General features: G+C 60.6%; 20 protein-coding genes and 1 pseudogene. 12 read left to right on the forward strand and 9 right to left on the reverse strand.

The features are described 5' to 3' along the window. Nucleotides 1-12: 12 nt before the first annotated feature. The 3 genes from KHO33_RS00875 to KHO33_RS00885 all read right to left on the reverse strand — a co-directional run bounded on the left by KHO33_RS00875 (nucleotide 13) and on the right by KHO33_RS00885 (nucleotide 3,089). Entirely contained in the window at nucleotides 13-885 is an 873-nt protein-coding gene (locus KHO33_RS00875; RefSeq protein WP_200562045.1) for an ABC transporter permease, read from the reverse strand. Further along, nucleotides 872-1,951 carry an ABC transporter ATP-binding protein gene (locus tag KHO33_RS00880; protein WP_200562043.1) on the reverse strand — a complete coding sequence of 360 codons (1,080 nt, stop codon included), beginning with the start codon at nucleotides 1,949-1,951 and terminating at the stop codon, nucleotides 872-874. Before KHO33_RS00880 ends, KHO33_RS00875 begins: the two co-directional genes overlap by 14 nt. 70 nt (nucleotides 1,952-2,021) lie before the next feature. Continuing rightward, nucleotides 2,022-3,089 carry an ABC transporter substrate-binding protein gene (locus KHO33_RS00885; protein WP_200562041.1) on the reverse strand — a complete coding sequence of 356 codons (1,068 nt, stop codon included), beginning with the start codon at nucleotides 3,087-3,089 and terminating at the stop codon, nucleotides 2,022-2,024. Between the two features lie 157 nt (nucleotides 3,090-3,246). Here KHO33_RS00885 and KHO33_RS00890 point away from each other — a divergent pair, with 157 nt between their 5' ends. Next, nucleotides 3,247-4,200 (forward strand): LysR substrate-binding domain-containing protein, encoded by a 954-nt coding sequence (locus KHO33_RS00890; protein WP_054041322.1) that lies wholly within the window; start codon nucleotides 3,247-3,249, stop codon nucleotides 4,198-4,200. 426 nt (nucleotides 4,201-4,626) lie between these two features. Here KHO33_RS00890 and KHO33_RS00895 read toward each other — a convergent pair whose 3' ends face one another. Then, nucleotides 4,627-5,520, reverse strand: a complete 894-nt coding sequence (locus KHO33_RS00895) for a LysR family transcriptional regulator (protein ID WP_200562039.1) — start codon at nucleotides 5,518-5,520, stop codon at nucleotides 4,627-4,629. An 88-nt stretch (nucleotides 5,521-5,608) separates the two neighbouring features. On the opposite strand from KHO33_RS00895, the gene KHO33_RS00900 reads away from it, so the two are divergent. From KHO33_RS00900 to KHO33_RS00915, 4 genes are all read left to right on the forward strand, one after another. Next, the gene (locus KHO33_RS00900; RefSeq protein ID WP_054041318.1) at nucleotides 5,609-6,259 is read left to right on the forward strand and encodes a 4-carboxy-4-hydroxy-2-oxoadipate aldolase/oxaloacetate decarboxylase; all 651 of its coding nucleotides are present in this window, start codon (nucleotides 5,609-5,611) and stop codon (nucleotides 6,257-6,259) included. Nucleotides 6,260-6,281: 22 nt separating this feature from the next. Further along, complete coding sequence (locus KHO33_RS00905; RefSeq protein WP_054041316.1) at nucleotides 6,282-7,679, forward strand: MFS transporter; 1,398 nt, start codon at nucleotides 6,282-6,284, stop codon at nucleotides 7,677-7,679. Then, complete coding sequence (locus tag KHO33_RS00910; RefSeq protein ID WP_054041314.1) at nucleotides 7,672-8,865, forward strand: alpha-hydroxy acid oxidase; 1,194 nt, start codon at nucleotides 7,672-7,674, stop codon at nucleotides 8,863-8,865. The genes KHO33_RS00905 and KHO33_RS00910 overlap by 8 nt, the downstream gene beginning before the upstream one ends. Before the next feature lie 397 nt (nucleotides 8,866-9,262). Next, nucleotides 9,263-10,063: a PhzF family phenazine biosynthesis protein gene (locus tag KHO33_RS00915; RefSeq protein ID WP_054041312.1), complete on the forward strand. Its 801-nt coding sequence runs from the start codon at nucleotides 9,263-9,265 to the stop codon at nucleotides 10,061-10,063. A gap of 395 nt (nucleotides 10,064-10,458) precedes the next feature. Here the strand turns inward: KHO33_RS00915 and KHO33_RS00920 are convergent. Next, nucleotides 10,459-11,229 (reverse strand): annotated as a pseudogene (locus tag KHO33_RS00920) (hypothetical protein). A gap of 318 nt (nucleotides 11,230-11,547) precedes the next feature. Here KHO33_RS00920 and KHO33_RS00925 point away from each other — a divergent pair. The 3 genes from KHO33_RS00925 (at nucleotide 11,548) to KHO33_RS00935 (ending at nucleotide 16,332) form a co-directional block, all read left to right on the forward strand. Continuing rightward, nucleotides 11,548-13,632 (forward strand): phosphocholine-specific phospholipase C, encoded by a 2,085-nt coding sequence (locus KHO33_RS00925; RefSeq protein ID WP_200562037.1) that lies wholly within the window; start codon nucleotides 11,548-11,550, stop codon nucleotides 13,630-13,632. A gap of 565 nt (nucleotides 13,633-14,197) precedes the next feature. Further along, on the forward strand, nucleotides 14,198-15,307 hold the full coding sequence (locus tag KHO33_RS00930; protein WP_200562035.1) for an acyltransferase family protein: 1,110 nt from the start codon (nucleotides 14,198-14,200) through the stop codon (nucleotides 15,305-15,307). A 551-nt stretch (nucleotides 15,308-15,858) separates the two neighbouring features. After that, nucleotides 15,859-16,332, forward strand: a complete 474-nt coding sequence (locus KHO33_RS00935; RefSeq protein ID WP_054041303.1) for a hypothetical protein — start codon at nucleotides 15,859-15,861, stop codon at nucleotides 16,330-16,332. Nucleotides 16,333-16,456: 124 nt separating this feature from the next. Here the strand turns inward: KHO33_RS00935 and KHO33_RS00940 are convergent, their stop codons facing one another. Continuing rightward, nucleotides 16,457-17,884 (reverse strand): spinster family MFS transporter, encoded by a 1,428-nt coding sequence (locus KHO33_RS00940; protein ID WP_200562033.1) that lies wholly within the window; start codon nucleotides 17,882-17,884, stop codon nucleotides 16,457-16,459. 395 nt (nucleotides 17,885-18,279) lie between these two features. On the opposite strand from KHO33_RS00940, the gene KHO33_RS00945 reads away from it, so the two are divergent. After that, nucleotides 18,280-19,374: a porin gene (locus tag KHO33_RS00945; RefSeq protein ID WP_200562031.1), complete on the forward strand. Its 1,095-nt coding sequence runs from the start codon at nucleotides 18,280-18,282 to the stop codon at nucleotides 19,372-19,374. Between the two features lie 52 nt (nucleotides 19,375-19,426). Here KHO33_RS00945 and KHO33_RS00950 read toward each other — a convergent pair whose 3' ends face one another. After that, complete coding sequence (locus KHO33_RS00950; protein WP_128576730.1) at nucleotides 19,427-20,500, reverse strand: LysR family transcriptional regulator; 1,074 nt, start codon at nucleotides 20,498-20,500, stop codon at nucleotides 19,427-19,429. Nucleotides 20,501-20,505: 5 nt separating this feature from the next. Next, nucleotides 20,506-21,489: an AraC family transcriptional regulator gene (locus tag KHO33_RS00955; protein ID WP_093645137.1), complete on the reverse strand. Its 984-nt coding sequence runs from the start codon at nucleotides 21,487-21,489 to the stop codon at nucleotides 20,506-20,508. 2 nt (nucleotides 21,490-21,491) lie between these two features. On the opposite strand from KHO33_RS00955, the gene KHO33_RS00960 reads away from it, so the two are divergent. From KHO33_RS00960 to KHO33_RS00970, 3 genes are read left to right on the forward strand one after another with little or no spacing between them, the layout of a single operon-like run. Further along, on the forward strand, nucleotides 21,492-21,647 hold the full coding sequence (locus tag KHO33_RS00960) for a hypothetical protein (protein ID WP_200562029.1): 156 nt from the start codon (nucleotides 21,492-21,494) through the stop codon (nucleotides 21,645-21,647). A 57-nt stretch (nucleotides 21,648-21,704) separates the two neighbouring features. Beyond that, complete coding sequence (locus KHO33_RS00965) at nucleotides 21,705-22,811, forward strand: NAD/NADP-dependent octopine/nopaline dehydrogenase family protein (RefSeq protein ID WP_200562027.1); 1,107 nt, start codon at nucleotides 21,705-21,707, stop codon at nucleotides 22,809-22,811. Further along, complete coding sequence (locus KHO33_RS00970; protein WP_200562025.1) at nucleotides 22,808-23,809, forward strand: 3-hydroxybutyryl-CoA dehydrogenase; 1,002 nt, start codon at nucleotides 22,808-22,810, stop codon at nucleotides 23,807-23,809. The genes KHO33_RS00965 and KHO33_RS00970 overlap by 4 nt, the downstream gene beginning before the upstream one ends. A 57-nt stretch (nucleotides 23,810-23,866) precedes the next feature. Here KHO33_RS00970 and KHO33_RS00975 read toward each other — a convergent pair whose 3' ends face one another. Next, the gene (locus KHO33_RS00975; RefSeq protein ID WP_200562024.1) at nucleotides 23,867-24,667 is read right to left on the reverse strand and encodes an AraC family transcriptional regulator; all 801 of its coding nucleotides are present in this window, start codon (nucleotides 24,665-24,667) and stop codon (nucleotides 23,867-23,869) included. Nucleotides 24,668-24,735 lie beyond the last annotated feature (68 nt).

Genomic DNA, 24,735 nt, shown 5'->3' on the forward strand with positions numbered 1-24,735 from the left:
GCTCTCCCTCGCTCAGTCGAAGATATGCCGGAAGCGGCGTTCTGCGAGACGGCTGCAGCCCATCACGATCGCCACGTTGGCGATCAGCAGCAGCACGGCGATGCTCGCGCCGAGCGGCCAGTTGAGCGTGCCGAGGAATTCGTCGTAAGCGGCGGTGGCGACCACTTTCAGTCGACGTCCGCCGATCAGCGCTGGCGTCGCGAAAGCCGAAGCCGAGAGCGCAAACACGATGATCGAGCCCGACAGCACGCCCGGCATGATCTGCGGCAGCACCACGCGGCGGAACACCGCGAATGGCGAGCCGCCGAGCGAGCGGCCGGCCCATTCCACTTGGGGATCGAGCTTCTGCATGGTCGCCCATACCGACATCACCATGAACGGCACTAGCACGTGAGTGAGGGCGATGATCATGCCCGTCATCGTGAAGACGAGACGGATCGGTTCGCTCGTGATATGCAGCGACTGAAGCAGATTGTTCAGCACGCCGTTATTGCCGAGCAGGATTTGCCAGCCGAGCGTGCGCACCACCACGGAAATCAACAGCGGGCCGAGCACGATCAACAGACACAACGACTGCCATGGACGCTTCATGCGCGCGAGCACGATGGTCTCCGGTACGCCGAGCACGATCGAAAGCAGCGTGACGGCGAACGCGAGACCGGCAGTGCGCAGGAAGATCGTGCCGTAGTAGGGATCGCTGACCACTTCCCAGTAGTTCGTGAGCGTATAGGCGGAGGTGACGCCGGCCGTGTCGCTGAACACGCGGAACGACAGCATCAGCGTGAGCAGCAGCGGCACCAGCAGCAGGCCGACGAACAGCAGCAGCGCGGGCCCCGACAGCAGCCACGGCGCCGCGCCGGGGCGGCCGTCTTCAAGCGTGGCCATGAGCGCTCTCCCGATCGTCCTGCGTGAGTACGCGTAGGTCGTCGTCGGTCCATGCGAGACCCACTTCGTGACCTTCCTCGGGCGGCGGCGCGCCGAGGTTCGGCTGCGCCACGCGCAGCTTGCCGAGTTCAGTCTCCACTTCCAGCAGCCACTGATTGCCGACGAAGACCCGCGTCGCGATACGGCCGCGCACACGGGCGTCGCCATTCGCCAGATGAACCTTTTCCGGGCGGATATAGACGTTCACCGATCCATCTACCTGACGGCCCTCGTGCGGAACATGCAGCGTGGTGCCGGCCACCGCGACTTCCGCGCAACGCGGATTGCGGCGCAGCACTTCGCCGGGAAACGCGTTGGTGCGGCCGAGGAAGGTGGAGGCGAACGGCGTGGCGGGCCGTTCGTACGCGTCGTAGGGCGTGCTCAGTTGCGCAATCGCGCCGCGATGCATCACGGCAATGCGATCGCTCATGGTCATCGCCTCCACCTGATCGTGCGTGACGAGAATCGTCGTGATGCCAAGGCGTTTCTGGATGGCGCGCAGTTCGATGTGCATTTCCTCGCGCAGCTTCGCGTCGAGGTTCGACATCGGTTCGTCGAGCAACAGGAGTTCGGGCTGCATCGCGATGGCCCGTGCTATCGCGACGCGCTGCCGCTGACCGCCAGACAGTTCCTTCGGATAGCGGTGGCCAAGGCCATTGAGGCGCACGAGCGAGAGCGCTTCGGCCACGCGCTCGTCGCGCTCCTTGCGCTTCACCTTGCGCATCTCCAGCCCGAAGCCGACGTTGCCGGCGACTGTCATGTGAGGAAACAGCGCGTAGCTTTGAAACACCACGCCAATGCCGCGCTTTTCCGGGCGTTCCTGGGTGATGTCGCGGCCATCGAGCAGAATCCGGCCCGTGGTCGGCGTGACGAAGCCCGCGACCATCTGCAGGGTGGTCGTCTTGCCGCATCCGGACGGGCCGAGCAGCGCGAGCAGTTCCCCACGTTCGACGGCCAGATCGAGCTGCTCGATAGCGGTGAAATCGCCGTAGCGCTTCGAAATGCCTTGCAGAGTCAAAAAGGCCATACGCCTCGCTCCTTCATCAGATCGCGCGCCGCGCGAAGAACTTACCGGTCACAGACGGCTGTGACGTACATCAGCGTTCGACCGAACGGTTCCAGCGCTCCGTCCACTCGGCGCGATGCTGGTTGATCGTGGCCCAGTCCATTGCGGTCAGCTTCGAGACCTGCTCCGGTCCATACGGCACGCGCGCGGCGATGTCAGGTGTGAGCTTCACCGTCTTGTTGACCGGACCGATGCCGATGCCTTGCGCCTGCAACACCTGCACTTCCGGGCTCAACAGGTACTGCACGAACTGCTGCGACAACTGCGGCTGCGCGTTCTCCGCGACAACGCATGCCGCCACCTGCAACGCGACCGCGCCTTCCTTCGGGTAGATGAACTTGAGCGGGAAGCCGGTGTTCTGGAGCGCCACGGCGCGGCCGCTGCCATAAGGCGCGAGGATCACGTCGCCGGCTTGCATCTGACCGTCCATCTCGCCGGGCGTCGGCGCCCAGGAGAGCACGTTCGGCGCGACTTCCTTCGTCATCGCGGCGAAGCCAGGATCGATATTCTTTTCGCCGCCGCCGGAGAGGCGCGCAAGCATCACGAGCGTATGCAGGCCGTAGGTGTTGGTGATCGGCGGCACGCCCAGCTTGCCCTTGAGGTGGTTGTCAGTGAGCGCCTTCCACGAGTCGGGCGGCGGCAGGCCGGCTTTCCTGAACGCCTCTTCGTTGTAGCCGATTCCGGTCGCCACCATGCCGACGCCGATCGAGGTCGGGCCGAGTTTGGCGAGCGGATAGACGTCTTTCATCACGGGCGCGTCGTCGAGCTTCGCGCACAGGTTGAATTGCATCGCCTGATACATGGGGCCGTCGTCCATCACCGCCACGTTGATCTGCTGATGGCCTTTCTGCGCCTGGAGCTTGGCGAGCGTGTCGCTCGAATTCCCCGCGACGTAGACGATCTTGACGTCATGCGCCTTTTCAAACGGCGGAATGATCTTTTGCCGGTAGACCTGTTCGTTCGAGCCGCCGACGTTGGCCACGTAGAGCGTGGTCTCGGCCTGCGCGAAGAGCGGGGCGGCGAGGGCGGAAGCGAAGGAAACGGCCGCGATGGCGGCGCGCGACGGGGCGGACAGACGGCGATGCAACGCTCTTCTCATGACGACGATCTCCAGTTCCGGTGTGGGGAGGCGGGCTTGGTCGCCCGTCGTTAGAATGCAGTGTCACGCTGCCTAATCATGTCGTCCAATACGAATTAAATACCTACCTATGCATGAGTGATATGGGTTAGGGGTGGTCGTCTAAGGGAGAATACGGATGAATCTCAAGCACATCGAGGCGTTTCGCGCGGTGATGGTGTCGGGGTCGATGACCGCCGCGGCCAAGGCGCTCTTCACGTCGCAGCCGAATGTGAGTCGGCTGATCGCCCAACTGGAGCGCGATACGGGCTTGCAGCTCTTTCAGCGCAGCGGCGTGCGGCTGATTCCGACCAGCGAGGGCGAGGCGTTCTTTCGCGAAGTCGAACGCGCATTCGTCGGCTTGCAAGGTTTGGCCAATGCCGCGGCGCAGATTCGCAATCTCGGCAGCGGCCGTTTGCGCATTGCCGCCATGCCATCGGCGGGCATGACGCTGGTGCCGCACGCGATCAAGCGGTTTGTCGAGCTATTTCCGGAAGTCACCGTATCGCTGCATGTGAATACGTCTGGCACGGTCAATCATTGGACTGCTTCGCAGTTTTGCGATCTGGGTGTGGCGGTGTACGTCAGCGAGGCGTCGGATTGCGAGGTCGAGCAGCTGTCGAAGGTGGCTGCCGTTTGCGTGATGCCGGCGGAACATCGGCTGGCGGGAAAGCGCAGCATCAAGCCGGAGGATCTGGAGGGTGAGTCGTTCATCTCGCTGTGTCACGGCGATGGCACGCGCGTGCTGATGGACGAAGTGTTCCAGCGCGCCGGCGTGCAGCGCGTCCTCGCGATCGAGGCGCAATACACCGCGATGTGCTGCGAGATGGTTCGGCATGGGATGGGCGTGACGCTTGCGCATCCCATCGTCGCGCGGGACTTCGCCGGACCTGATATCGCAATTCGCCCATTTCTACCGGCCACACTCTTTCCGACTTATCTGCTTTTTCCTCCGCACCGGCCACGAGAGCGGCTCGCGTCAGCTTTTGTAGAAGTGTTGCGGGGGCTGCACGAGGAATTGCTTGCAGAGGTAGTTGCGCCGGTTCGGAGTACGGCGGGCCGCGCGCGAGCGCGCTCTCGGGCAGGGGCGTGACGGGAGACGTTTCGAATTGGCGGCGGCGTATTCTGGTCTTGTGGTGGGGGCCGTCGGGCAGGGTTCGGCCAACTCCGGACTTTGATCCGCACATTCGCCCGGACATTCGGACGACCGATGTCCTCTGGCAGTGGACCTTCGCACATCGGTTGAGGTCGCCATACGCTCCTCGCTGGCGAACGTCTCTGGCAAGCAAATCCGTTTATGTGCGCGATGTCCGCTTTCCTTTATTCACACGTGGTTAGAGACTCGACATGGATGCGAAGTCGGTGAAGCTCGCGACTAGTGCTAGTAAGAAACACAACGCCGAACGGAGCCATCGCGAACTTGATCTCCCGAGCTACGGCTGCTAGCGCGAGGGTGCGACGTCACTCCGGGCCCATGCGCACGTTTCATCCTCCGGGTTCGGGCTCGCACGATGGACAACTACTTCGCCCCGCTTTTTGTTAGCGCTTGCCGGAACGAAGAGATCAATTTGTTTTCGTCGCCGTTGCGCGTGATCACAACCAGCGTAGTCGTGAGCTCAATATCCCTGACCGGAACGAACTTCACATCCCGACGATTGTTTCTGGCAATGGATCGTCCAACAAGCGTGGTGCCGAGACCTGCGCCTACGAGCGCCAGCGCCGTGTGGATTTCAATCGCTTCGTAACCGACGACCGGCTGGGCTCCCGCTGACTGAATCGCTGTAAGCATTTGAAGCCCGAACGGGCTGCGAGGATCTTTCGGATACAAAATAAATGGGAGCTGGGTAAGTTCCACTGCCGACACGGACTTCTGCTTTGCTAGTGAATGCCCGATCGGGATGACCGCAACGGACGGCTCGTCGAGCATCACCGTGTAGGTCAGGTCTGCACTTTTCACGATCGGGCCGAGGAAGCGCGCAATGCCTAGATCTATCCGACCTTCGCGTAATTGCTCAGGCTGGTACTCAGAAAGCACCTCGACGAGATCGAGGTGCACTTCCGGACATGACTGCCGGAACTTCCTCACTGCGGTGGGGAGTACGGAGAAGGTCGTCGATCGGACAAAGCCGATGCCCAGCCATCCGCGCTTGCCCGCTGCAATGTCCCTCGTCTCGTCGTCGAGCCGCCCCGCATGGGACAGCAGCTCTTTCGCCCGCGGATAAAAATATTTGCCCAACGAAGTGAGCTCCATTGGGCGCCGGGAGCGGTCGAACAGCTCGCCACCCAGATGCTCCTCGAGCTGCGAGAGCTGCATGCTGATCGCGGTGGGCGCAACGAATAGTGCCTCGGCGGCCAGCGTCGCGCTGCCTGCCTCGACGACCGTGCAAAAGTAGCGGATCTGTCGCAAGTTCATAAATTTTGAACCTAAGATCAAAAAATGATATTTGATATCGCTCTAACTTTATCTAAAACTACAGTGTCAATCAACTCAGAGGTTTGCCATGGGCAGTCAGGAGACATCGACCGCATCCATTCAAGTGCTGTGCGAATTCGGCAGCGCGACGGTCTATGAGGCGCAAGGCGCCAGAGGAGCGCTGGATAGCGGAATCAAGCCAATCCATCCCGACATGAGGGTCGCCGGCCGCGCAGTGACCGTGGATGTAAGGCCGGGGGACAACCTGATGCTCCATTACGCGATGCTGAAAGTGAAATCCGGCGATGTGCTGGTCGTCGACGCGAAGGGTTTCCTCGAAGCCGGACCGTGGGGCGATGTCTTCACCGAGCAAGCGGTCAGACAAGGCGTCGCTGGTTTGGTGATCAACGGCGCGGTCCGGGATGCCAGGTCGATCATCGAGATGGGTTTTCCGGTCTTTTGCCGCGGTCTCTGCATCAAGGGCACAGGCAAAAACCAGCCCGGAAAACTGAATGTGCCGGTTTGCATCGGCGACGTGCAGATCAATCCGGGTGACATCGTAATCGGCGATCAGGACGGCGTTGTGGTTGTACGGCAGGACGAAGTCGAAGACGTGATCCGCAGCAGCCGGGCGCGAGAGGAGAAGGAGGCGATGTTCCGAGCGCAAATCCGCGGCGGTGCGACGACCGTCGAGTTGTTGGGGCTCGAAGAGACGCTCCGCAGACTCAACCTCGACTAATAAAAACACATGGAGCGAGACAATGAAAAAGCAACCTGTGGAATTGACGAGCAGCGTCACATCTGCGTCGTTAAAGCCGACCCGCTATCGGTGGATCGTCGCGACGCTGTTCTTCGTAATTTATACGATCGCCGCTGCTGATCGCGCCAACCTTGGTGTCGCGCTGCCGTTCCTGAGAAAAGAATTTTCAATGAACAACGCCGAAGCCGGCGCACTGGTCAGTCTTTTCCTGATCGCCTATGCGGTTGCCCAGCTACCCTCGGCGTGGCTCGTATCGAAGTTCGGAGTAAAGCGGGTTTTTTCGATTTCAATGGTCCTCACATCGATTGCAACCGGATTGACCGGGATGGTCGGCTCGTTGTTCTCGTTGAAAATCTGCCGGATCGCACTGGGATTCGCCGAGGGACCGCTGCCGATCGGCATCGCAGCAACAATCAACAGCTGGTTTCCGGCCCGCGAAAAAGGCACCGCAGCCGGGATCTTTCTCTCGGCCGTGAAGTTCGGCCCGGTGCTAACGCCGATTCTTGGCGCCACGATCATTGCTGCCTGGGGCTGGAAAGAGGTATTTCTGCTCTTCGCGATTCCGGGCATCCTCCTGTCGGTGGTATGGGTTTTCATGGTTGCCGACAAACCGTCCGAAAGCGGAGCGGTGAACCGGGCGGAACTGGAACTCATCAGCGAGAGCGGCGAGGCGCTCGGCGCAAACCGGCGAGCCTTCGCTGCGAAACCGATGCCCTGGCTCGACAAATTCATTCGCGCCCGGCGCGAAAAAACGCTCGATACGACGCGCGAGATCTTCACCTCGTGGGACATCTACGGTTGCGCACTGGGCTATTGCTGCCAGCTCGGCATTTCCAGCGTGCTTCTGGCCTGGATTCCGACTTATCTACTGACCGTGAAGAAATTCAGCATCATGGGTATGGGTTTCGTCGCGGCCGCCCCATGGGTCGGCGCGGTCGTAGGCAATATTCTGGGCGGTCTCCTTTCGGATCGCCTGCTTGGGGGACGCCGCAAGCCCGGGATGATGCTGTCGGCGCTCGCCACCGTCGGAATGATGTTCGCGCTCATTCATTCCCCGGCTGATCCATTGTTGTACGGCATGTTGATTTTCCTGACCGGCATGTTGTTGAGCGTCGGCTATTCGGCCTACATGGCCTATCCGATGACGCTGGTTTCGAAAGCGAAGTTTCCGATGGCCAACGCCGTGGTGAACATGGGTGGACAACTGGGAGGCGCTGCGACGCCTTTCATAACTGGCATCCTGCTGGACAATTACGGCTGGAGTTCGGTTTTTGGCTTCATGTCGGCCATATCGGCGCTGACTTTTATCGTTTTGCTAACGATACGCGAACCGCTTGACGTCGGCGTGCGGCATGCGGAAGTGGGCGTTGCCGGGAAACGGGGCATTGACCATGCCTAGCAAGGTTGGGAACGTTACGCAGCCGGTCGTGCCGCGCCGGTTGCGGCGCATCCTGTGCCTCGACGATTTTGAACCGGTGGCCAAGGCGCATCTTCCTCGGCCGTTGTTTGGATATGTTGCCGGCGCCGCTGAGACGAATGCGTCGCTGAATGGCAATCGTCTCGCGTTCGACAAGTATCGTTTCGCCCCGCGTGTGATGATCAACATCGCAGGTCGCAGCACGGCAACCACGCTGCTTTCGCAGCAGTTCAACGCTCCGTTTGGGATCGCGCCCCTTGGGCTCGCGGCATTGATGGCTTACCGGGGTGATCTCGTTCTGGCGAAAGCAGCCGCGGCTGCCGGCATTCCGATGATCATGAGCGGATCGTCGCTGATTCCGCTCGAAGAAGTCGTGACGACATACCCTCAAGCCTGGTTCCAGGCCTATCTGCCGGGTGAGCCTGCGGCAATCGCCACGCTTGTCGAACGGGTCAAGCGGGCAGGGTTTCAGACACTTGTCGTCACTGTCGACACACCAGTGGCTGCAAATCGGGAAAATAACGTACGAGCTGGGTTTTCCACACCACTTCGGCCTTCTCTCAGACTGACGTGGGAAGGGCTCAGCCATCCTCGCTGGCTCACCGGCACTTTCGCGACGACGATTTTGCGGCACGGGATGCCTCATTTCGAGAACAACTACGCGACGCGTGGGGCCCCGATTCTGTCGCCGACAGTCGAACGGGATTTCTCCGATCGCGGACATCTGGACTGGCAGCATTTGTCGGCTATTCGCCGGCAATGGGATGGAGCGCTGATTATCAAAGGTGTGCTAAGTGCCACCGACGCTCGTATCGCCCGAAACTGCGGTGCGAATGGGATCATCGTCTCCAATCACGGCGGCAGGCAACTGGACGGTGCCGTTTCCCCGCTCACGGTTCTGCCGTCCATCGTGGAGGCGTGCCCGGATCTTCCCGTGATGATCGATGGCGGCATCCGGCGCGGCAGCGACGTCCTGAAGGCGCTCGCTTTGGGTGCGCGTGCCGTGTTTGTCGGACGGCCGTTCGTCTACGCCGCATCTATCGCTGGCGAGGCAGGCGTAGGACACGCCATTCGTCTGTTGACCGCGGAGATTTCCAGAAACATGGCCATGCTAGGGGTCAACCGTCTGGATGAACTCGATCCTCGCGTGCACCTGGCGGTCGAGTGAATCGCCCACGGCGAACAATGTGACTGCGTAGATGACCGCTGTACGTTGTAAAGCTGCCGTATGGCTGGATTTGGGTCGAACGTCTGCGTCGGGTCGCGTGCTGCCGATCACGGCCGTGTGAGATTCGGGCAGTCCACGCCGTTTGCATGAGTCAGTGATCCGGCCACTTTCGGTCAATTGCTAGCGTTTCGTACAAGCGGTTGAAGGTCCGCAAGACCGTAGACAACGGACCTTCGTGTTCAGATACGTTCGCTGTATCGTCGGCCCAAGTGAACGGTCGCTTTTCGTGCCGAGCATCGTAATCTGTACATGTTAGCCAGCTTAGCGGGCTGATATCGTTGTCTACGAATAACACCGCAAACGCTGACTAACTTCCCGCTTTGAACAGGTACATCTCATGAAACTACCGATCTATCAGATTGACGCATTTACGGACAAGGTATTTAGGGGCAACTACGCTGCGGTGGTGCCACTTGAACGCTGGTTGCCCGATAGTTTGATGCAGGCAATCGCTGCTGAGAACAACCTGTCCGAAACGGCATTCTTCGTGAAGAATGCCGATGGCGCGTTCGACATCCGCTGGTTTTCTCCACTTACCGAAATCGCGTTTTGTGGTCATGCCACTCTGGCGAGTGCATATGTAATCTTCAAGCGATGTGATGGTTTGGAAGTCATCGAATTTGTTGCGAAAGCGGTCGGTCGGCTTGCCGTTTGCCATACGCATGACGGTCAGATCGAAATGAGCTTCCCACAGCGCCGACCCGAACAACTGAACGAAATACCCGCAAACTTGATCCTGGGGCTTTCGATACGGCCTCAAGAAGTGCTGATAAACCAGCAAGCGTATGTTGCCATCTACGGAACGGAACAAGAGGTACGATCCGTCGTACCCGAACTCAATCTGCTGTCGACACTTGGTCCGCTCGATGTCGTCGTCACAGCGCGCGGAGACGAGCATGATTTTGTGTCCCGCTACTTTTGGCCTGCCAATGGCGGAGATGAAGATCCCGTTACCGGATCGATTCATGCGGCGCTTGCGCCATTGTGGTCCGACCGTTTGGGTAGGTCAGAACTCGTGGCCATGCAGGTGTCACGACGCAGCGGGTTACTTCATTGCCGCGTCGAAGACGACCGGGTGTATATCTCTGGTCAGGCTGTTCAATATCTTGAAGGGACAATCGAAATCCCGGATGCGTAGGAGCGACCGTTGTAACTTGGAAGCGGCCGTTGAAGGTGCGTTAGCTCGAAGGGCGGAAGTGGGTCGATCACGGAAATTCGGATCGACTCAGTAGTGCTGGTTCGCCGCCTCGCTTCGAACTTCCGGGTCCGGCCCATCAAGGGCCAGTAATGCTTCGGCACCCAATGACCAGAGCTGCGCGCATAGGCGACAAGGACATGCGCTTTTGCGTGGGGGCATGTGTGCGTCGCGCTTTAGATATTGTCAGACAGTAATCGTCGCTGGCGGTGATGCCATGCGCGGATTCAAGCGTGGAATCTGACAATCTACCCCGGAAATCTGGGCGATCCGTGTTCGGTCCCAAATGTCCAACCAACCTCGCGACCTTGCGCCTTTGCGACCGAAACAAGATCAGATCACTTGCCGGTGGATTGGAGGTGCACCGAGGCGATGTCGCGACTAGGCGTGACTCGCCAGACAACATTGCCGACATCGTCCGCTACGAGCAAACCGCCGCGCGCATCCAACGCAACGCCAACAGGCCGTCCTACCGCGCGACCATCCGGCGTCAGAAACCGGTGAGAAAATCTTCAGGGAGTCCAACCGGCTTCCCATCGACAAACGGCACGAACACCACCTTGTATCCCGTACGCGGTTTGCGATTCCATGAGCCGTGCTGGCCGTGATAGCTGTAGGGGAAACCATAGAAGGCGCCGTCTCTTACCGCCGTCATGTAATCCAGAACGAGGTTGTTGCCGAGGTCGTCCCGCTCATTGACCGTCCTCATCCCGTAAAAGCACGATGCGATCAGGGCTCGGCATGCCAGCCCCCGCGCGCTTCATGACCTGCCGCCGGATCCAGCCGAACAGGCCACTTCCTTCATCGTGTTCTTCTGGCGCGTCACTTTCCGCGACCAGTACATCTCCGTTCGGCAACGTGTATAGCCAGCGCGGATGTGCCAACCCGCTGGCAAACTCGGTAACCATGAACCCACTGGGAGTCGTGGGCATAAAACCAGTGGGGCGGCCTTGAACGGGCGCGATGTTCACCATGGAAATCAACGTTTCGTGCGGCGCCACAATGGGCGGCGAGGCGCCGAACCCGGTGTCGACGGAAGCAGAGGGGCCGAGCGCGCATGCGGCCAGCGGAAAAACCGATAACGCAATCAGACGCTTGAGCAAGAGCATGGTCGTTCCCGGCGATGAGCGTTCATCATTGAATGCGTGGTGAGCAGCAATAAGTCTGTCTGTAAGAATATTTCCCGACAGGCGCATTAGCTGAAGGCTTAACGAGGACTTCTCGCGAGCTGCTGTGACATCAGGTTTCCTTAAGATAATGGCGTTAGCCTCAAGAGGCTTGCACGATGCCCGATCTATAGCGTCGGTTGAAGAATCGCGGGTCAAGTGCTGCTCGATCCTGGTTACCCAGGGCAAAACGGGGAGCGGATGCTGCCCAGCGCCGGACCGTCGTGGGCCTCGGCGCGTAATAACTAAGCGGGTGGTGCGATGGATAGGGGACGTCACCGAAAATTATCGGGGGAGCCGGCATCTCCGGCCGGGGAAAGCAACAGCGAGCCCGCTGGATCACGCCGTGATTTCTTGCGCATGACGGCAAGCTCGTTCGGCGCATCAATGGCTGCGACACTGTTTCCGGCTTGGGTCCGGGAAGCGTTGGCAATTCCGCCGAAAAAAACGACTGGCACGATCGACGACGTCCAGCACATCGTGATCTTCACGCAGGAGAACCGCTCGTTCGACCACTACTTCGGCAAGCTTCGCGGCGTGCGCGGCTTCAACGACCGAATGGCAATCCGATTGCCCAATGGCGATCCGGTCTGGAAACAACCGACGAGCACGAACTATATCCTGCCATTCCATATGAACACGGCGACCACCAGCGCGACCTGCGCGAAAGCGCCCTCGATGAGCTACCTGACCGACATCGCGATGTGGAACAAGGGTCTCTGCAACGGGTGGAATACGGCTCGCCTGCCGGGCCTCGGCATGAGTTACTTTTCGCGCGACGATTTGCGGTTCTACTATGCGCTCGCCGACGCCTTCACGATCTGCGACCAGTACTATGCGTCGACGTTCACGCAGACCAACCCAAACAGGTTGCACCTGTTCAGCGGCAGCAGCGGTCTTTCAGTGGGCTTTGAACCGGCACTGGACAACGCGGAGCCGGCCCAGGGATTCAAGTGGCAGACAGTCGCCGAAATGCTCGAGGCTGCTGGCGTCAGTTGGCGCGTCTATCAGCAAACCGACAATTTCGACGACAACGCTCTCGCGCTATTTCACAACTTCAAATCGGCCGAACCGACAAGCGTGCTGTACCGGAAGGGTATGGCGACGGTCGACGACATCGCACAGACTTTCGCGGCGGATGTCGCGTCCGGCAAGCTGCCACAGGTGTCGTGGCTAATCGCACCGACGGCGCTGTCCGAGCACGCGAACTATCACCCGCAAGCAGGTGAGGACCTGAGCGCGAGGTTGCTGGCGGCCCTGGCGGCGAACCCCGAGGTCTGGTCGCGTACTGTCTTCCTTCTGAACTACGACGAGCAAGGCGGCTTCTTCGATCACGTGCCGCCGCCCACGCCACCTGGCGACGACGCGGAGGGAAGGACGACCGTCGCGACGAATGGTGAACTCTATGACGGTCTGCCTATCGGGCTCGGATTTCGCGTGCCCATGACGGTGATCTCGCCGTGGTCGAGAGGCGGTTATGTCTGTTCGGAAGTGTTCGATCACACATCGATTATTCAGTTTATCGAACGACGGTTCCGGGTTCATTGCCGGAACATCAGCGCATGGCGAAGGTCGATTTGTGGCGACCTGACATCGGCTTTCAACTTTAACAATCCGGATTCGAGCTGGCCTGCGTTACCCGATACGAGCGCCTACGTTGCGAGTGCCAATCTGCAATGCAGTTCGCTGCCGCCACCGACAGTTCCAGCAGTGCAGTCCATGCCGAAACAGGAGCCCGGCACACGTCCCTCGCGGGCATTGCCTTATGAGTTTCACGCGAAGGGGGTTGTGGATGCGAGCAAAGGCACGTTCTCGCTTCTGCTTGTCAACAGCGGGAAAGCAGGCGCAGCGTTTTCCGCTTACGACCTCACACAGGGTACCCGCACGCCGCGCCGATACGCGCTCGCCCCCGGCACGCAACTCTCCGACAGCTGGACCCAATCCCAGCTCAACGGCACGAAGTATTCGATAGCGCTGCATGGTGCGAACGGCTTCCTGCGAATCTTTCGTGGCGATCTCGCCAGAAGGCCGGGTCTGAAGACAGCGGAGCCCGAAATCGATTTGAGCTACGACATCACCAATAACGCGGTCTGCATAAGCATGCGAAATTCAGGCGGTGTGGCGTGCCGGTTTACGGTCAGATCGAATGCCTATCGCACCGAGAAAAGTCTCCTGACGGTTTCCGTGCCGGCTGCCGGCAGCGTGAGCAACACGTGGTCCGTATCTGCAAGTGGCAACTGGTACGACTTCACGGTGACAGTCGATACCCATCCGGCGTTTCTGCGCCGCTTCACGGGGCGCCTCGAAAATGGACACGACCTCGTCAGCGATCCGGCTGCCGCGTAGGCTTTATCGGGCGAGCGTTTCTTCCTTTTCGACGCCCGGCCGACGTCGGCCGAGGCCGTGTGAAAACGCGCGGCTCAGGCAGCCTAGGGTATTGCGTCGACCGGTTGAATCCAAGGCCACTTGCAGACACTCACGCCCGCGCTGTTCGTGACGTGCGACCGTCCCTTAAGAATACCGAAGCGGCGTCACAGACCACATAAACGCGGCGGCCCGTAGACGCCGTTAGGAGTTACGCGACGTCCGAGCGCGAGGCCCAAACCAATACCCACCCTAAATGGTTAACCCTGGCGATTGATGTCCGACTTCAAGACGGTCGCCCGTTTCCGTCACGACAATGGCAGGGCGGTTAAAGGACAAGACTAAGGCGCTCAAGTGTTCGCAAACCCACCGAGCCTCTCTGTCAAGTCTTCCTACAATCTAATGCGGCGAGCGACAGCCCGGTCGAGGGTCTGCAATGGGTGTTCAAGCCACGCACAGGGCGAAGCTGAGTGCTGCATGGATTATGTAGTGATGTTGGGCACTGTCTCGCGATTGAACGGTGTATCGGGCAAAGGGGCATATGGGCATGCGAACCACGTCGGACAAGTACTCGACCTTGGACGGTCTACGAGGTGTGGCGGCGATGCTCGTCGTCATGTACCATTTTCCTGGCTTCTTTCGTCCGGTATATGTCGAAAACAGCTACCTGATGGTCGACCTGTTCTTCGTAATGAGCGGATTTGTTATTGCAAGTGCCTACGAAGAAAAGCTCTCGTGTGGCGACATCAGTCCGCTTCGGTTCATGAGACTCAGGCTTATCCGGCTATATCCTCTTTATGCGCTCGGAACACTACTCGGAACCGCGGGTCTGCTATGGCGGCTACCTCGTTCGGATTGGCACCTCGTGACTTCAGCACTCCCTCTTGGCCTGCTGATGCTCCCATGTCCTCTCGTGATGCGAATCTTCTATCCGCTCAGCTATGCCGAAAGGGTCCTGTACCCCTTGAATTATCCCTCGTGGTCACTGTTTTTCGAACTCCTGGCGAACGCTGGCTACGCAGTGTTTTTCAAGTATCTTTCCACCCGAGTGCTGCTTACGCTCGTCGCAGCGTCTGGTGTGATGCTGATCGCCAAGGGCATTCATGGCAAGCCTCTAAGCGCCGGATGGATTCTCGCCGGCAGCTACGTCGGATTGCTACGCATTGCGTATTCTTTCTCGACAGGTATTCTCCTGTTCCGGTTTCGCGCCGCCCGACGAAAGACCAGCAACGTCCTTGCAATCGCACTGGTGGCGGCTTTCATATTGCTTTTCTGCCTGCCTATCCCCGATATTTTCCGCACGGTATTCATCTTTTCCATCGCGCTCTTCGTATCTCCGGTGTTGGTCTGGGTCGCCGCGGCCGTTGAACCGTCGCGCAAGGTTCGTAAGGTATTTTTATTTTTTGGAGCGGTTTCCTACGGCGTCTACGTGCTGCATGTGCCGGTTGGCGCCTTTTTCCAGCTTATGTTTGGCGACATCGAGCACCTCGGACCCCACGCTACACCCTGGGTCGGCGCAGGCTTGCTGCTGACGGTGGTTGCTCTTGCCAGCATTGCCGAGAAAATCTACGACATCCCCGTTCGCCGGCGCCTTCTCAAGGGGTGGATAGTGCGCAAAAATCATCCAATGACGGTTGATGCGACACTCAACCAGTAAAAAAGCTTTTTAGAGGCCATCATATTTTCATTAATGGCCCAAACGGGCAGACGACCACCCAGAACACGAGTCGACCGTATGTGAGTCGGCTTCGGCCGACAATTGCCGATCAACTTGGCGGGGGCGCGTCCGTTACACCCGGCGGATTCTCCCAGTGGATGCAGCACACTAGTCGCCCGCGTCCTCTAAGGTCTCCGAGTTCACGCCAACCCGCCAACCGCCGCCGATGCCTCATCCAATCGGCCAAACGCAAACACTTAGCCTGCCTGGTTGATCGCTACGCGGCTGCCTTGATTTATAATCATCAAGCCGTTGGGAAACACCCGGCGGCCAGGTGTGGAAGCCTGCGATACAAACCGCACACCCGCTCGCGCGGGTCGTGCGTCTACCTCTGCACGTCTATATTCCAATGGGCGGGCCGTGGTGGGGGAGCCGCAAGGCTCGCCGGTTCGTTTGTATCCCGGTCTTCCAAACCCGCCACGTGCCCGCTCACCCACTTCCCCAAGCAAGCGAGTGTCGGGCGATCAAAGAAGTACCAGGGAGGTCGCACCATGAGCAACAAACCTACAAAACAATCCCAACCCGTGTCACGCCCGCCAGTCGACGCGCTCCAGTACGAAAAGCTCGCGCTTTCTACCTTCGCCCTCTGCGACCGGCAGTTGAGCCAACTCAACACATTGATCACACTTGCGTCCTCAATGTGTAGGAATCCTGCCATCACGAGCGATGAAAGACGGCGCCAGCAGACCATGCTTGAATTGCTCGTCGACACCGCAGAGCAATATCATCGCGAACTTGAGTGCGACCGTGAGCTATACCAGGTGATCGCGCTCGATGCAAAGGGCATCCCACAAAGCCGCATCACCGCGAGCCGTGCAGCGCGTCTTCTCGCAGAGGCGTCACAAATAGCGACGACGGAAACACCGGCAGCCACGAACCCCAGCCCGGCCAAACAAACGTCGGCCAAATCCGCGACAAACGAAGAAGATGACGCGGACGAACAGCCAGCTCCCGTGCACCACTAACCATCGGGACGGCGGACGGCTTTAGTTCGCCGCCTGCCGTCCAATGCCGAACCGCTCGAAAGCGGGCGGTTCTTCCATCAGCGGATAGCGCAAAGAGATGGATTAAGACAGAAGCAGCGAAGACTTACTGTCCCACGAGCGGCGTAACGCCGCCGGCATGCGCGGCCTCTGCGCCGTCGTGATGTGCGCCGGCCGTCGCCGTCGAACCCGTTTGCCCCTGCACACGCGCAAGGCTCAACCGGAACTGCTTGCACCCCAACCACAACAACCCTGCAGCCAGCAGCGTGGCAACAAGATTAACGATCGACATCGAATCACCAACCGCTTTCGGCGAACCGAACACCTTGTCGGTCAGCAACGCGACGAGCGTCGTTCCGATCCCAAGTGCGATGAGATTGGAAACCAGCAGAAACACCGCTGAAATCTGCGCACGCATCTGATTCGGCGCGAGTGTCTGCATCGCTGCGGTCGACGTAGGCATCGGGAACGAAGCGAAGAACATCGCGACGACCAGCAGCGCAAGCGACACATTCAGACTATCGACCTGTGTGAAAGCAACAGCTGGCACCAGCATCCCAACCGCGCCGATGAAACCCGCGAGCATCGGGCCGTCCGTGCGGCCTTTCTTCATGAGCCAGTCGTTGAGCCACCCGCCGCAGAACACGCCGATAGTGTTCGCAACCAGCAGGATCGTGCCGAGCGTGTACCCGGCTTCAGCCGGCGTGAGCCCGAAGTGGCGGATATAGAACGCGGGCGTCCAGCTCATCAGGCAGAACAGCGTCATCGCATAGAACGAGAAGCCGAGGTAGTGGCAGGTGAATGTCTTGCCATGCGTCCCGATGAAGCGCAGCGAGTCGCCCATCGACACGCGCTTTGCCTGGCCTGCGCCATCCCGCACGAGTCCTCGACGCGCCGGATCGCGCACGGTGAGGATAAACAGCAAAGCAACGAGAAAGCCCGGCAATCCGACGATAAAGAACGTGAGTTGCCACGAACGCACGTCGCCGAGAAGCGGCACGCTGATCGTCGTCATCTGCTTGAGCAGATGGATCACGTATCCGCCGATCAGGAATGCCATCCCGCCGCCGATGAATGAACCCAGCGAGTACACGCCCACCGCGCGTCCCAGTTTCTCCTTCGGAAAGTAGTCGCTCAGCATCGAATACGTTCCGGGCGACAGCGCGGCTTCGCCCACGCCGACACTCATGCGGGAAAGGAACATGTGAATGAAGTTCTGGCTAACGCCGCAGGCCGCGGTGGCGAGGCTCCATAACGCAATGCCTATCGCGATGATGCGAGGGCGGGCGAAGCGGTCGGCGAGGTAGGCGAGCGGCATGCCCATCACCGCGTAGAAGAGCGAAAACGCGAAGCCTTGCAGCAAGCTGAACTGCGTGTCGGTTAGATGCAGATCCTTCTTGATCGGCTCGATCATCAGCGCGAGAACCTGCCGGTCGACGAAGGAAAACACATACGCAAGCATGCAGATCAGGACCACGTACCACTCGTACGTATAGCGCCTGCGTGCAGGGTTATTGCTCGTTGATACGGCCATGCCGGTTCTCCTGTGCCTGATATTCGACGAAGTTGCGATGAGGTTTCAATGAGGTTGCGAAGCAGCGTATGTAAACAAATTTCTGAAACATATACGCAAGGCCTGCGCACACACGGCGAGATTCCCCTGGGCCGCTAAAGTTTTCCCCAGGAGGAGGCCGGAAAGGCTTGTCCAGTAAGGCGCAAGAGGCCGTCGTACGGTGCGCGGCCCACCTCATTCGCGCTGTCTATAAGTGTTATATGTGTGCATTAATCGACGCTCGAAATTGGTGTTCCTAGACTCGCTTCGTTTTCCGCTCCATCAAACGAAAGGCTTTGGAGAAGACGGAAAACACGAGCGTCGCGACGGCAAATCCGCGCGGCAGTTAGAACCAGACTTTCGCCGGGACTAAGGGAATGACCAAACGGATGTGGTGCGTGTCGCTGCTGAGCCTCGCAGCGGCACCCGCGCTTGCGCAATCGAGCGTGACTTTGTACGGACGGATCGACACGTCGATCGAATACGCGAATTTCGGCCCCAACCACGTGGTGCGCATGGGTAGCGGAGATATCTTCGCGACGCAATTCGGTTTGAAGGGCAGTGAAGATCTCGGCGGCGGCTATCGCGCGATCTTCAAGCTCGAAAACGGCTTCAACTCGACCAACGGTACGCTCGGCAACAACGGCGCGCTGTTCGGACGCGAAGCGTGGGTCGGGCTGTCGGGTCCGTTTGGCGCGATGCAGGCGGGTGTCAATTACACGGTGCTGCATACGTCGTTCGTGACCTACAGCTTGCCGGGTGACGGCGCCGGCCTTGCATGGGGCAATGCGGCGAATAACTTCGTCGGGCCTGCCTTTCTGCGCGTGAACAACTCGATACGCTATTCCTCGCCCCGTATGGGCGGCGTGCTGGTGCGGGCTATCGCCGCGCGCGGAGCGAATGGGGCATCGAACGTTCCTTCGACGCTGGGCGATACGTATGGCGCCTCGGTTAACTACGTGAACGGCAGTCTGTCGATCGACGCCGACTACATGCAGCAGACCTTCAGTCCGGCGAGCGCGGCGGCACTGAACGCGAACAGTCCGACGGCCGCTGGCAATTACGCGCTTGGGGCAATCTCGTACGACTTTGGCTTCGTCAAACCGGCTTTCATCTATCTACGGCATCGCGGCGGGCCGGACGTCACGACGAGCGTGAACGCCGCCAGTTCGAATCCGCACAACGATCTGTTCGAACTCGACGCCACCGTGCCAGTGGGCCGTTCGCTGATATTGCTGAGCTACGGCCACTACCGCAAAGTGGCCGACAGCGAAGGCAATGCAGATTCGTTTGGCGTGCGCTGCGACTATCCGCTTTCGAAGCGCACCGTGCTCTATACGGGCGCAGCGATGATCCGCAACGGCGCGCACGCGAACTTCACGGTCAACGGCGCGGCGGGTGGCGGGGTGTCGGTGGCGAAGGCTGGTGCGACCGCGAGCTCGGTGGTGGCCGGCATCATGACGGCCTTCTAGGCGGCCGATCCACCTGACCCGCTGGTGAACCGGCGGGTCTCTCCCGACGCGTTCAGGCGCTACGTACGCCTTCCGGATTGAGATCGAGCGGCGCGCTGAGCCAGCTGTCGAAAGGCTCACGGGCGCCGATCCGGAACAGTTCCATGAGCACGCCGCGCAACCACCGGTGGCCGGGATCGGTATCGAAACGGCGATGCCAGTACGCGTTCACGGGCCACGTGAGCGCATCTTCGAGCTCGAACACGGCCGATTCACCGAGCGTGGAGAACGCGCGCGCAACGGTGCGCGGCAGAATCAGCGCGTAATCGCAGCGGCTCAGGATAGCCGGCACCACCATGAAGTTCGGCACGGCAATCCGCACGCGCGAGGTGAGCCCATAGCGCTCGAGCAGTTCGACCGATTGCGGGTGAGAAGTGACCGCGATGAAGTGCAGCCCCGCGGGCACGTTCGCATTCAACGTATAGCCTTCCCGCAGTTCGAACTGCTCCGCCACGCGCCGCGCCATCAGCAGCACATAACGCTCCTGCAGCAGTTCGCTATGGTGAAAGTGGCTCGACGCATGCGGGAAATGCCCGAGCGCAAAGTCGATGCGGCCCGATTCGAGCGCGACGTTGAACTGGCTGTCGTCGATCTGATGGGTTTCGATCACCACACCGGGCGCTCGCGTATCGAGTTCGCGCATCAGCGTCGGCAGAAACGCGGCTTCGGCGAAGTCGCTCATATGCAGGCGGAACACGCGGCGCGACGTGGCCGCGCGGAACTGTGCGCCTTCATCGAGCATGTCCTGGAGAATCTCCAGCACGCGATCGATGGAAATCGCGAGGCGCTGCGCGCGCGGCGTCGCTTCGACACCGCCGGGCGTACGCACGAACAGCGCGTCGCGAAACACGAGCCGCAGGCGGGCAAGCGCGTGACTCACGGAAGGCTGCGTGATTCCCAGCCGCAACGCCGCACGGCCGACGTTTTTCTCGATGTACACCGCGTGAAATGCCTTCAGCAGGTTCAGATCGAGGTCCCGCACGCGCGGGGCCCCGGCGGTCTCTGCGAAGGACAACGGGTCATGTTCGTGCGAGACGGAAGCAGTGGAATCGGCAGGATCAGTGGAATTGGCGGGATCGGTCTGCATGGGAGTCAGTTGCGCACCATGCGCTTCGCGGTGGCCGATGGCAGGCAGCCGAAGCGCCGCGCGTACGCCTTGGCGAAATGCCCAAAGCTGTGCACGCCGTGCTCGATGAAAATATCGGTCACCGACCGTTCAGACTGCGTCTGTAGTGCGCGGTGCACGGCTTCGAGCCTCCGTTCGCGGATATAGCCCCCGGGCGACGTATTGAGGAACTGGCTGAAACCGTTCTGCAGCGTACGCGTCGACACACCGGCTGCGCGCGCCAGGGCGTCCATCCGCAGCGGCTCGTCGAGGTGGGCGTCGATATAGTCGCGCGCGCGGCGCACATGGACCGGCAGTGGCGAAGAGGAGGCACGGGCCAGCGTCGCGCTGTACGAATGCGGCAACTGGCTGAGCAGAACAGTCATCAGCCACTGCGTGAGATCGCGGCCGAAGATCCGTTCCTGCGCGGGTTCGTCGAACTGGTCGCACAGATTGCACAGGTAGCGCAGGGTCGACAAAAAAACCGTGGTGCCCGTGTGAGCATTATCGAAAGCGAGATCGAACACGAGCGGTTGTTTGACGCTGTCGTTCAACATCTCAGCAAGCTTGACCTCGAGTGCCTGGCGGTCGATCCGCAAGAGCAGGTTGCGGCATTCGCGATCCGTGACGATGCGGCTCATACGTGCGGGTGATGACACGCTCAGGCTCCCGGCCCGCAGCGAAACACGTTCGCCGCCCGATTCCAGCGCGCATTGGCCGCTGAGTGTGGTGCGAAACAGGTAGTGATTGCCGATGTCGCCGGCGTCGATATGGGTTTCGCTGCCGTAGTGCAGTTCGAGGAGCATCGCCTGATGGAGCGCGACGCCGTATAGCTCGGCGTTGAGCGGGCCACGGTGCGGGACTTCCATCCGGTGCGGACAGAGCACCTGGGAGACTTCCCGCTCGATATCCTCGCGGGCGTGCGATGCGATCAGACGGTTACGGTTTCTGCGTGAAATCGCGATTTCCATTCATGGGCCTCGAAGCGGGGAGCGGGCAGCGCGCTCATCATGCGATGGCCATTTTTTTCGCGCAAGAACGGATCGACCCGGATAGCGCGATTGTTCATCAGACGCGCGACGGCGTTCTCATTGAGTTGCCGGATTTGAATGCGGCTTGCGCGCGGTGAAGCGTCTTTGTGCCGGCGACCCCGTAGTCTGACGATCATCGAACAAGGAGAAGTGTGATGAATGTCAGCGTACTGGGCGGGGGGCATGGCTGCTATGCGGCCGTGATCGACATGCTGGAAAAAGGCCATAACGTGACGTGGTGGCGCCGCGATACGGTCGCCGCGGCGCGGCTGCGCGAACTCGGCTCGCTCAAGGTCAAGGACTTCCGCGGCGAGCGGCGGGTGCCGATCGGCGAGCAGCCGGGTGCGATCCGTCTCGTCGACGACCTTGCGGAAGCGGTGGAGGGCGCAGCGCTCATCGTGATTCCGCTGCCTTCAACGACGCACGAAGCGCTGGCGGCTCAACTGGCACCATTTCTCGCCGACCATCAGGTGGTGTTCCTGCCGCCCGGCACGTTCGGCAGCTATGTGTTCGCGAAGGCGATGCACGAGGCGGGCAACGCGCACGAGGTGGCTTTCGCGGAGACCGGCACGTTGCCGTACCTCGCACGCAAACATGGCGAAGACAATGTGGTGGTGAGCGCGTACGCCACGCGCCTGCCGAGCGGCGTCTTTCCCGCACGGTTTGCGACGTGGGCGGTTCCGGTGCTGCAGGCGGCTTATCCGTCGGTCGAACCGATCGAGGACGCGTTGAGCGGTGCCCTGATGAACGCGGGGCCGGTGATCCACCCGCCATTGATCATGATGAACGCCGGACCGCTCGAGCACTTCGACGCCTGGGACATCCACAACGAAGGCACGCAACCGTCGATCCGCCGCGTGACGAGCGTGCTCGACGCCGAACGTATGGCGGTACGCGAGGCCCTCGGCTACGGCGCGCCGCATTTTCCGCTCGCCGATCATTACGCGAGCGAGGGCGACGAGTGGATGTACGGCCGCGGTGCGCATGGCAAGCTGACCGATAGCGGCGACTGGCGCGAGGACATCGATCTGAAGACGCACCGCTATATGCTCGAAGATACGCGGCTCGGTTTGTCATTTCTTGTTTCGGCGGGACGCTGGGCCGGCGTGCCGACGCCCGTCGCCGAAGGTCTGCTGAATCTGGCGAGCGCGGTGTCGGAGCGCGACCTCTACGGCGAAGGCCGCACGCTCGAACGGCTAGGCCTTGCTTCGCTTTCTCGCGAGGCGATGACGGCCTTGCTCGAACGGGGTTTCGACCAATGAGCGCGGCCGTCGACATCCAGCACGTTCATATCCTCGGTGCGGGGCGGATGGGGCAAGGCATCGCGCTTGCCTTCGCTTATGCCGGCTTGCGCGTCACGCTGATCGACTTCAAGGAGCGCGAGCCGGCAACCCGCAGCACTTTTGCGGCGGCCGCGCGTGGCGAGATCGCGCGGCAGTTGCAGACGCTGGTGGTGTTGGGCCGCATCAGCGACACGCAGGCTGCGGAGACGATGGCGCGCATCGCTATCGTGGATCGTGAGCGCGCGCGGGAAGGGCTTGCCGAAGCCGAGATCGTCTTCGAGGCCGTGCCGGAAGTGATGGAAGCCAAGCAGGTCGCGTTCGCCTGGCTATGCGAGCACGGTGGGACAGACGTGTTGTTTGCATCGACCACGTCGACGTTTCTTGTGACCGAGCTTCAGCAGGTGGTCGTGCATCCCGGGCGGCTTCTCAACGCACATTGGCTCAACCCGGCTCACCTGATGCCGCTCGTCGAAGTCAGTCGTAGCGATGCCACGGCGAAAGAGACCGTTGAGCGCGTGGTCGACTTGCTGCGCCGGGTCGGCAAGGTGCCGGTGGTGTGCGCGCCGTCGGCGGGATACATCGTGCCGCGCATCCAGGCGCTGGCGATGAACGAGGCCGCGCGCATGGTCGAGGAGGGCGTTGCCAGCGCGGAAGACATTGATACGGCTATCCGTACCGGTTTCGGTCTGCGGTTTTCCGTGCTGGGTCTGCTCGAATTTATCGACTGGGGCGGCTGCGACATTCTCTACTATGCGTCGCACTATCTGGCGCGGGCGATCGATCCACGCTTCCTGCCCGCCGCGATCGTCAGCGACAACATGCGTGAATGCCGCGATGGTCTGCGCGATGCGCGTGGCTTCTACGATTACGCGGATGTCGATGTGCCGGCGTATCTGCACAAACGGCTCGGTGAATTCAGCAGCTTGCTGGACAACACGGGGCTCGCGCCGGTGTTTAATGCCGCGTTGAAAAGCTGAATGGCGTCTGCGAAGAAGGTTCGTTGAGGGCGATTTGGTGTGGACGCCCCTCATGAATCAGATGTCGACCCTATCGTCTGGATTCGCAGCCGTTGCGTATCGCCCTGGCGTCGTCCCCATCACACGCCGGAACATGTCGATAAATGCGCTGACGTTGTCGTAGCCGAGTTCAAGCGCAATCGTCGTGACAGGCAGGCTATCCGCGACGAGCTCGAGCGCTCGAAGCAGGCGGGCCTGTTGACGCCATTGCGCGAACGTCAGGCCGGTCTCTGCTACGAAACGCCGGCTCAGCGTACGTGGCGCGACGCCGGCCCACGCGGCCCATTCTTCGAGGCGGCGATTATCCGAAAGATCGCTCGCCAACGCGTCGGTGATCCGGACGAGCCGCGGATCTTCCGGACTCGGCAGACCCAGCGATTCCTCTTTCGCTGCGGCCAGTTCATCGACGATGACGTCCGCAATGCGCGTCTGCGCCTCGTCGAGCTCGATACCCGGCCACGTCGCGGCGCGCCGCACGGCTTCTCGCAATAAGGGGGCCGTCCTGATCGCGCGAGGTTCACGAGGTAAAGGCGCGCACCTTTCTTCAGCGATAAACACGCTCCACCCTGAGAACGGGCCATACGACCGCACGGAGTGGACGCAATGCGGCGGAATCCAGATCGCGTGTATCGCGGGAACAACCCACTGCTGCTTGTCGAGTCCGACCGAGACGAGGCCACTCAGCGCGCCCATGAGCTGTCCGCGTGCGTGACTATGTGGCGCCGTCGCGCGCGCTTCGCTTTGCGTCAGCTCCGCCGCGGCGAGATAGGGACCTTCCGGCGAGGTTACGAGATCGGGACGAATGAGGTAAGAAGTCATGGCCGAATCGCCGTATGGAATGGCCTTTATACCGGAGACGGGCCGCTTTTGCACGACTACACTGGTTT

The sequence above is a fragment of the Paraburkholderia nemoris genome (assembly GCF_905221015.1).
GTDB lineage: Bacteria > Pseudomonadota > Gammaproteobacteria > Burkholderiales > Burkholderiaceae > Paraburkholderia > Paraburkholderia nemoris.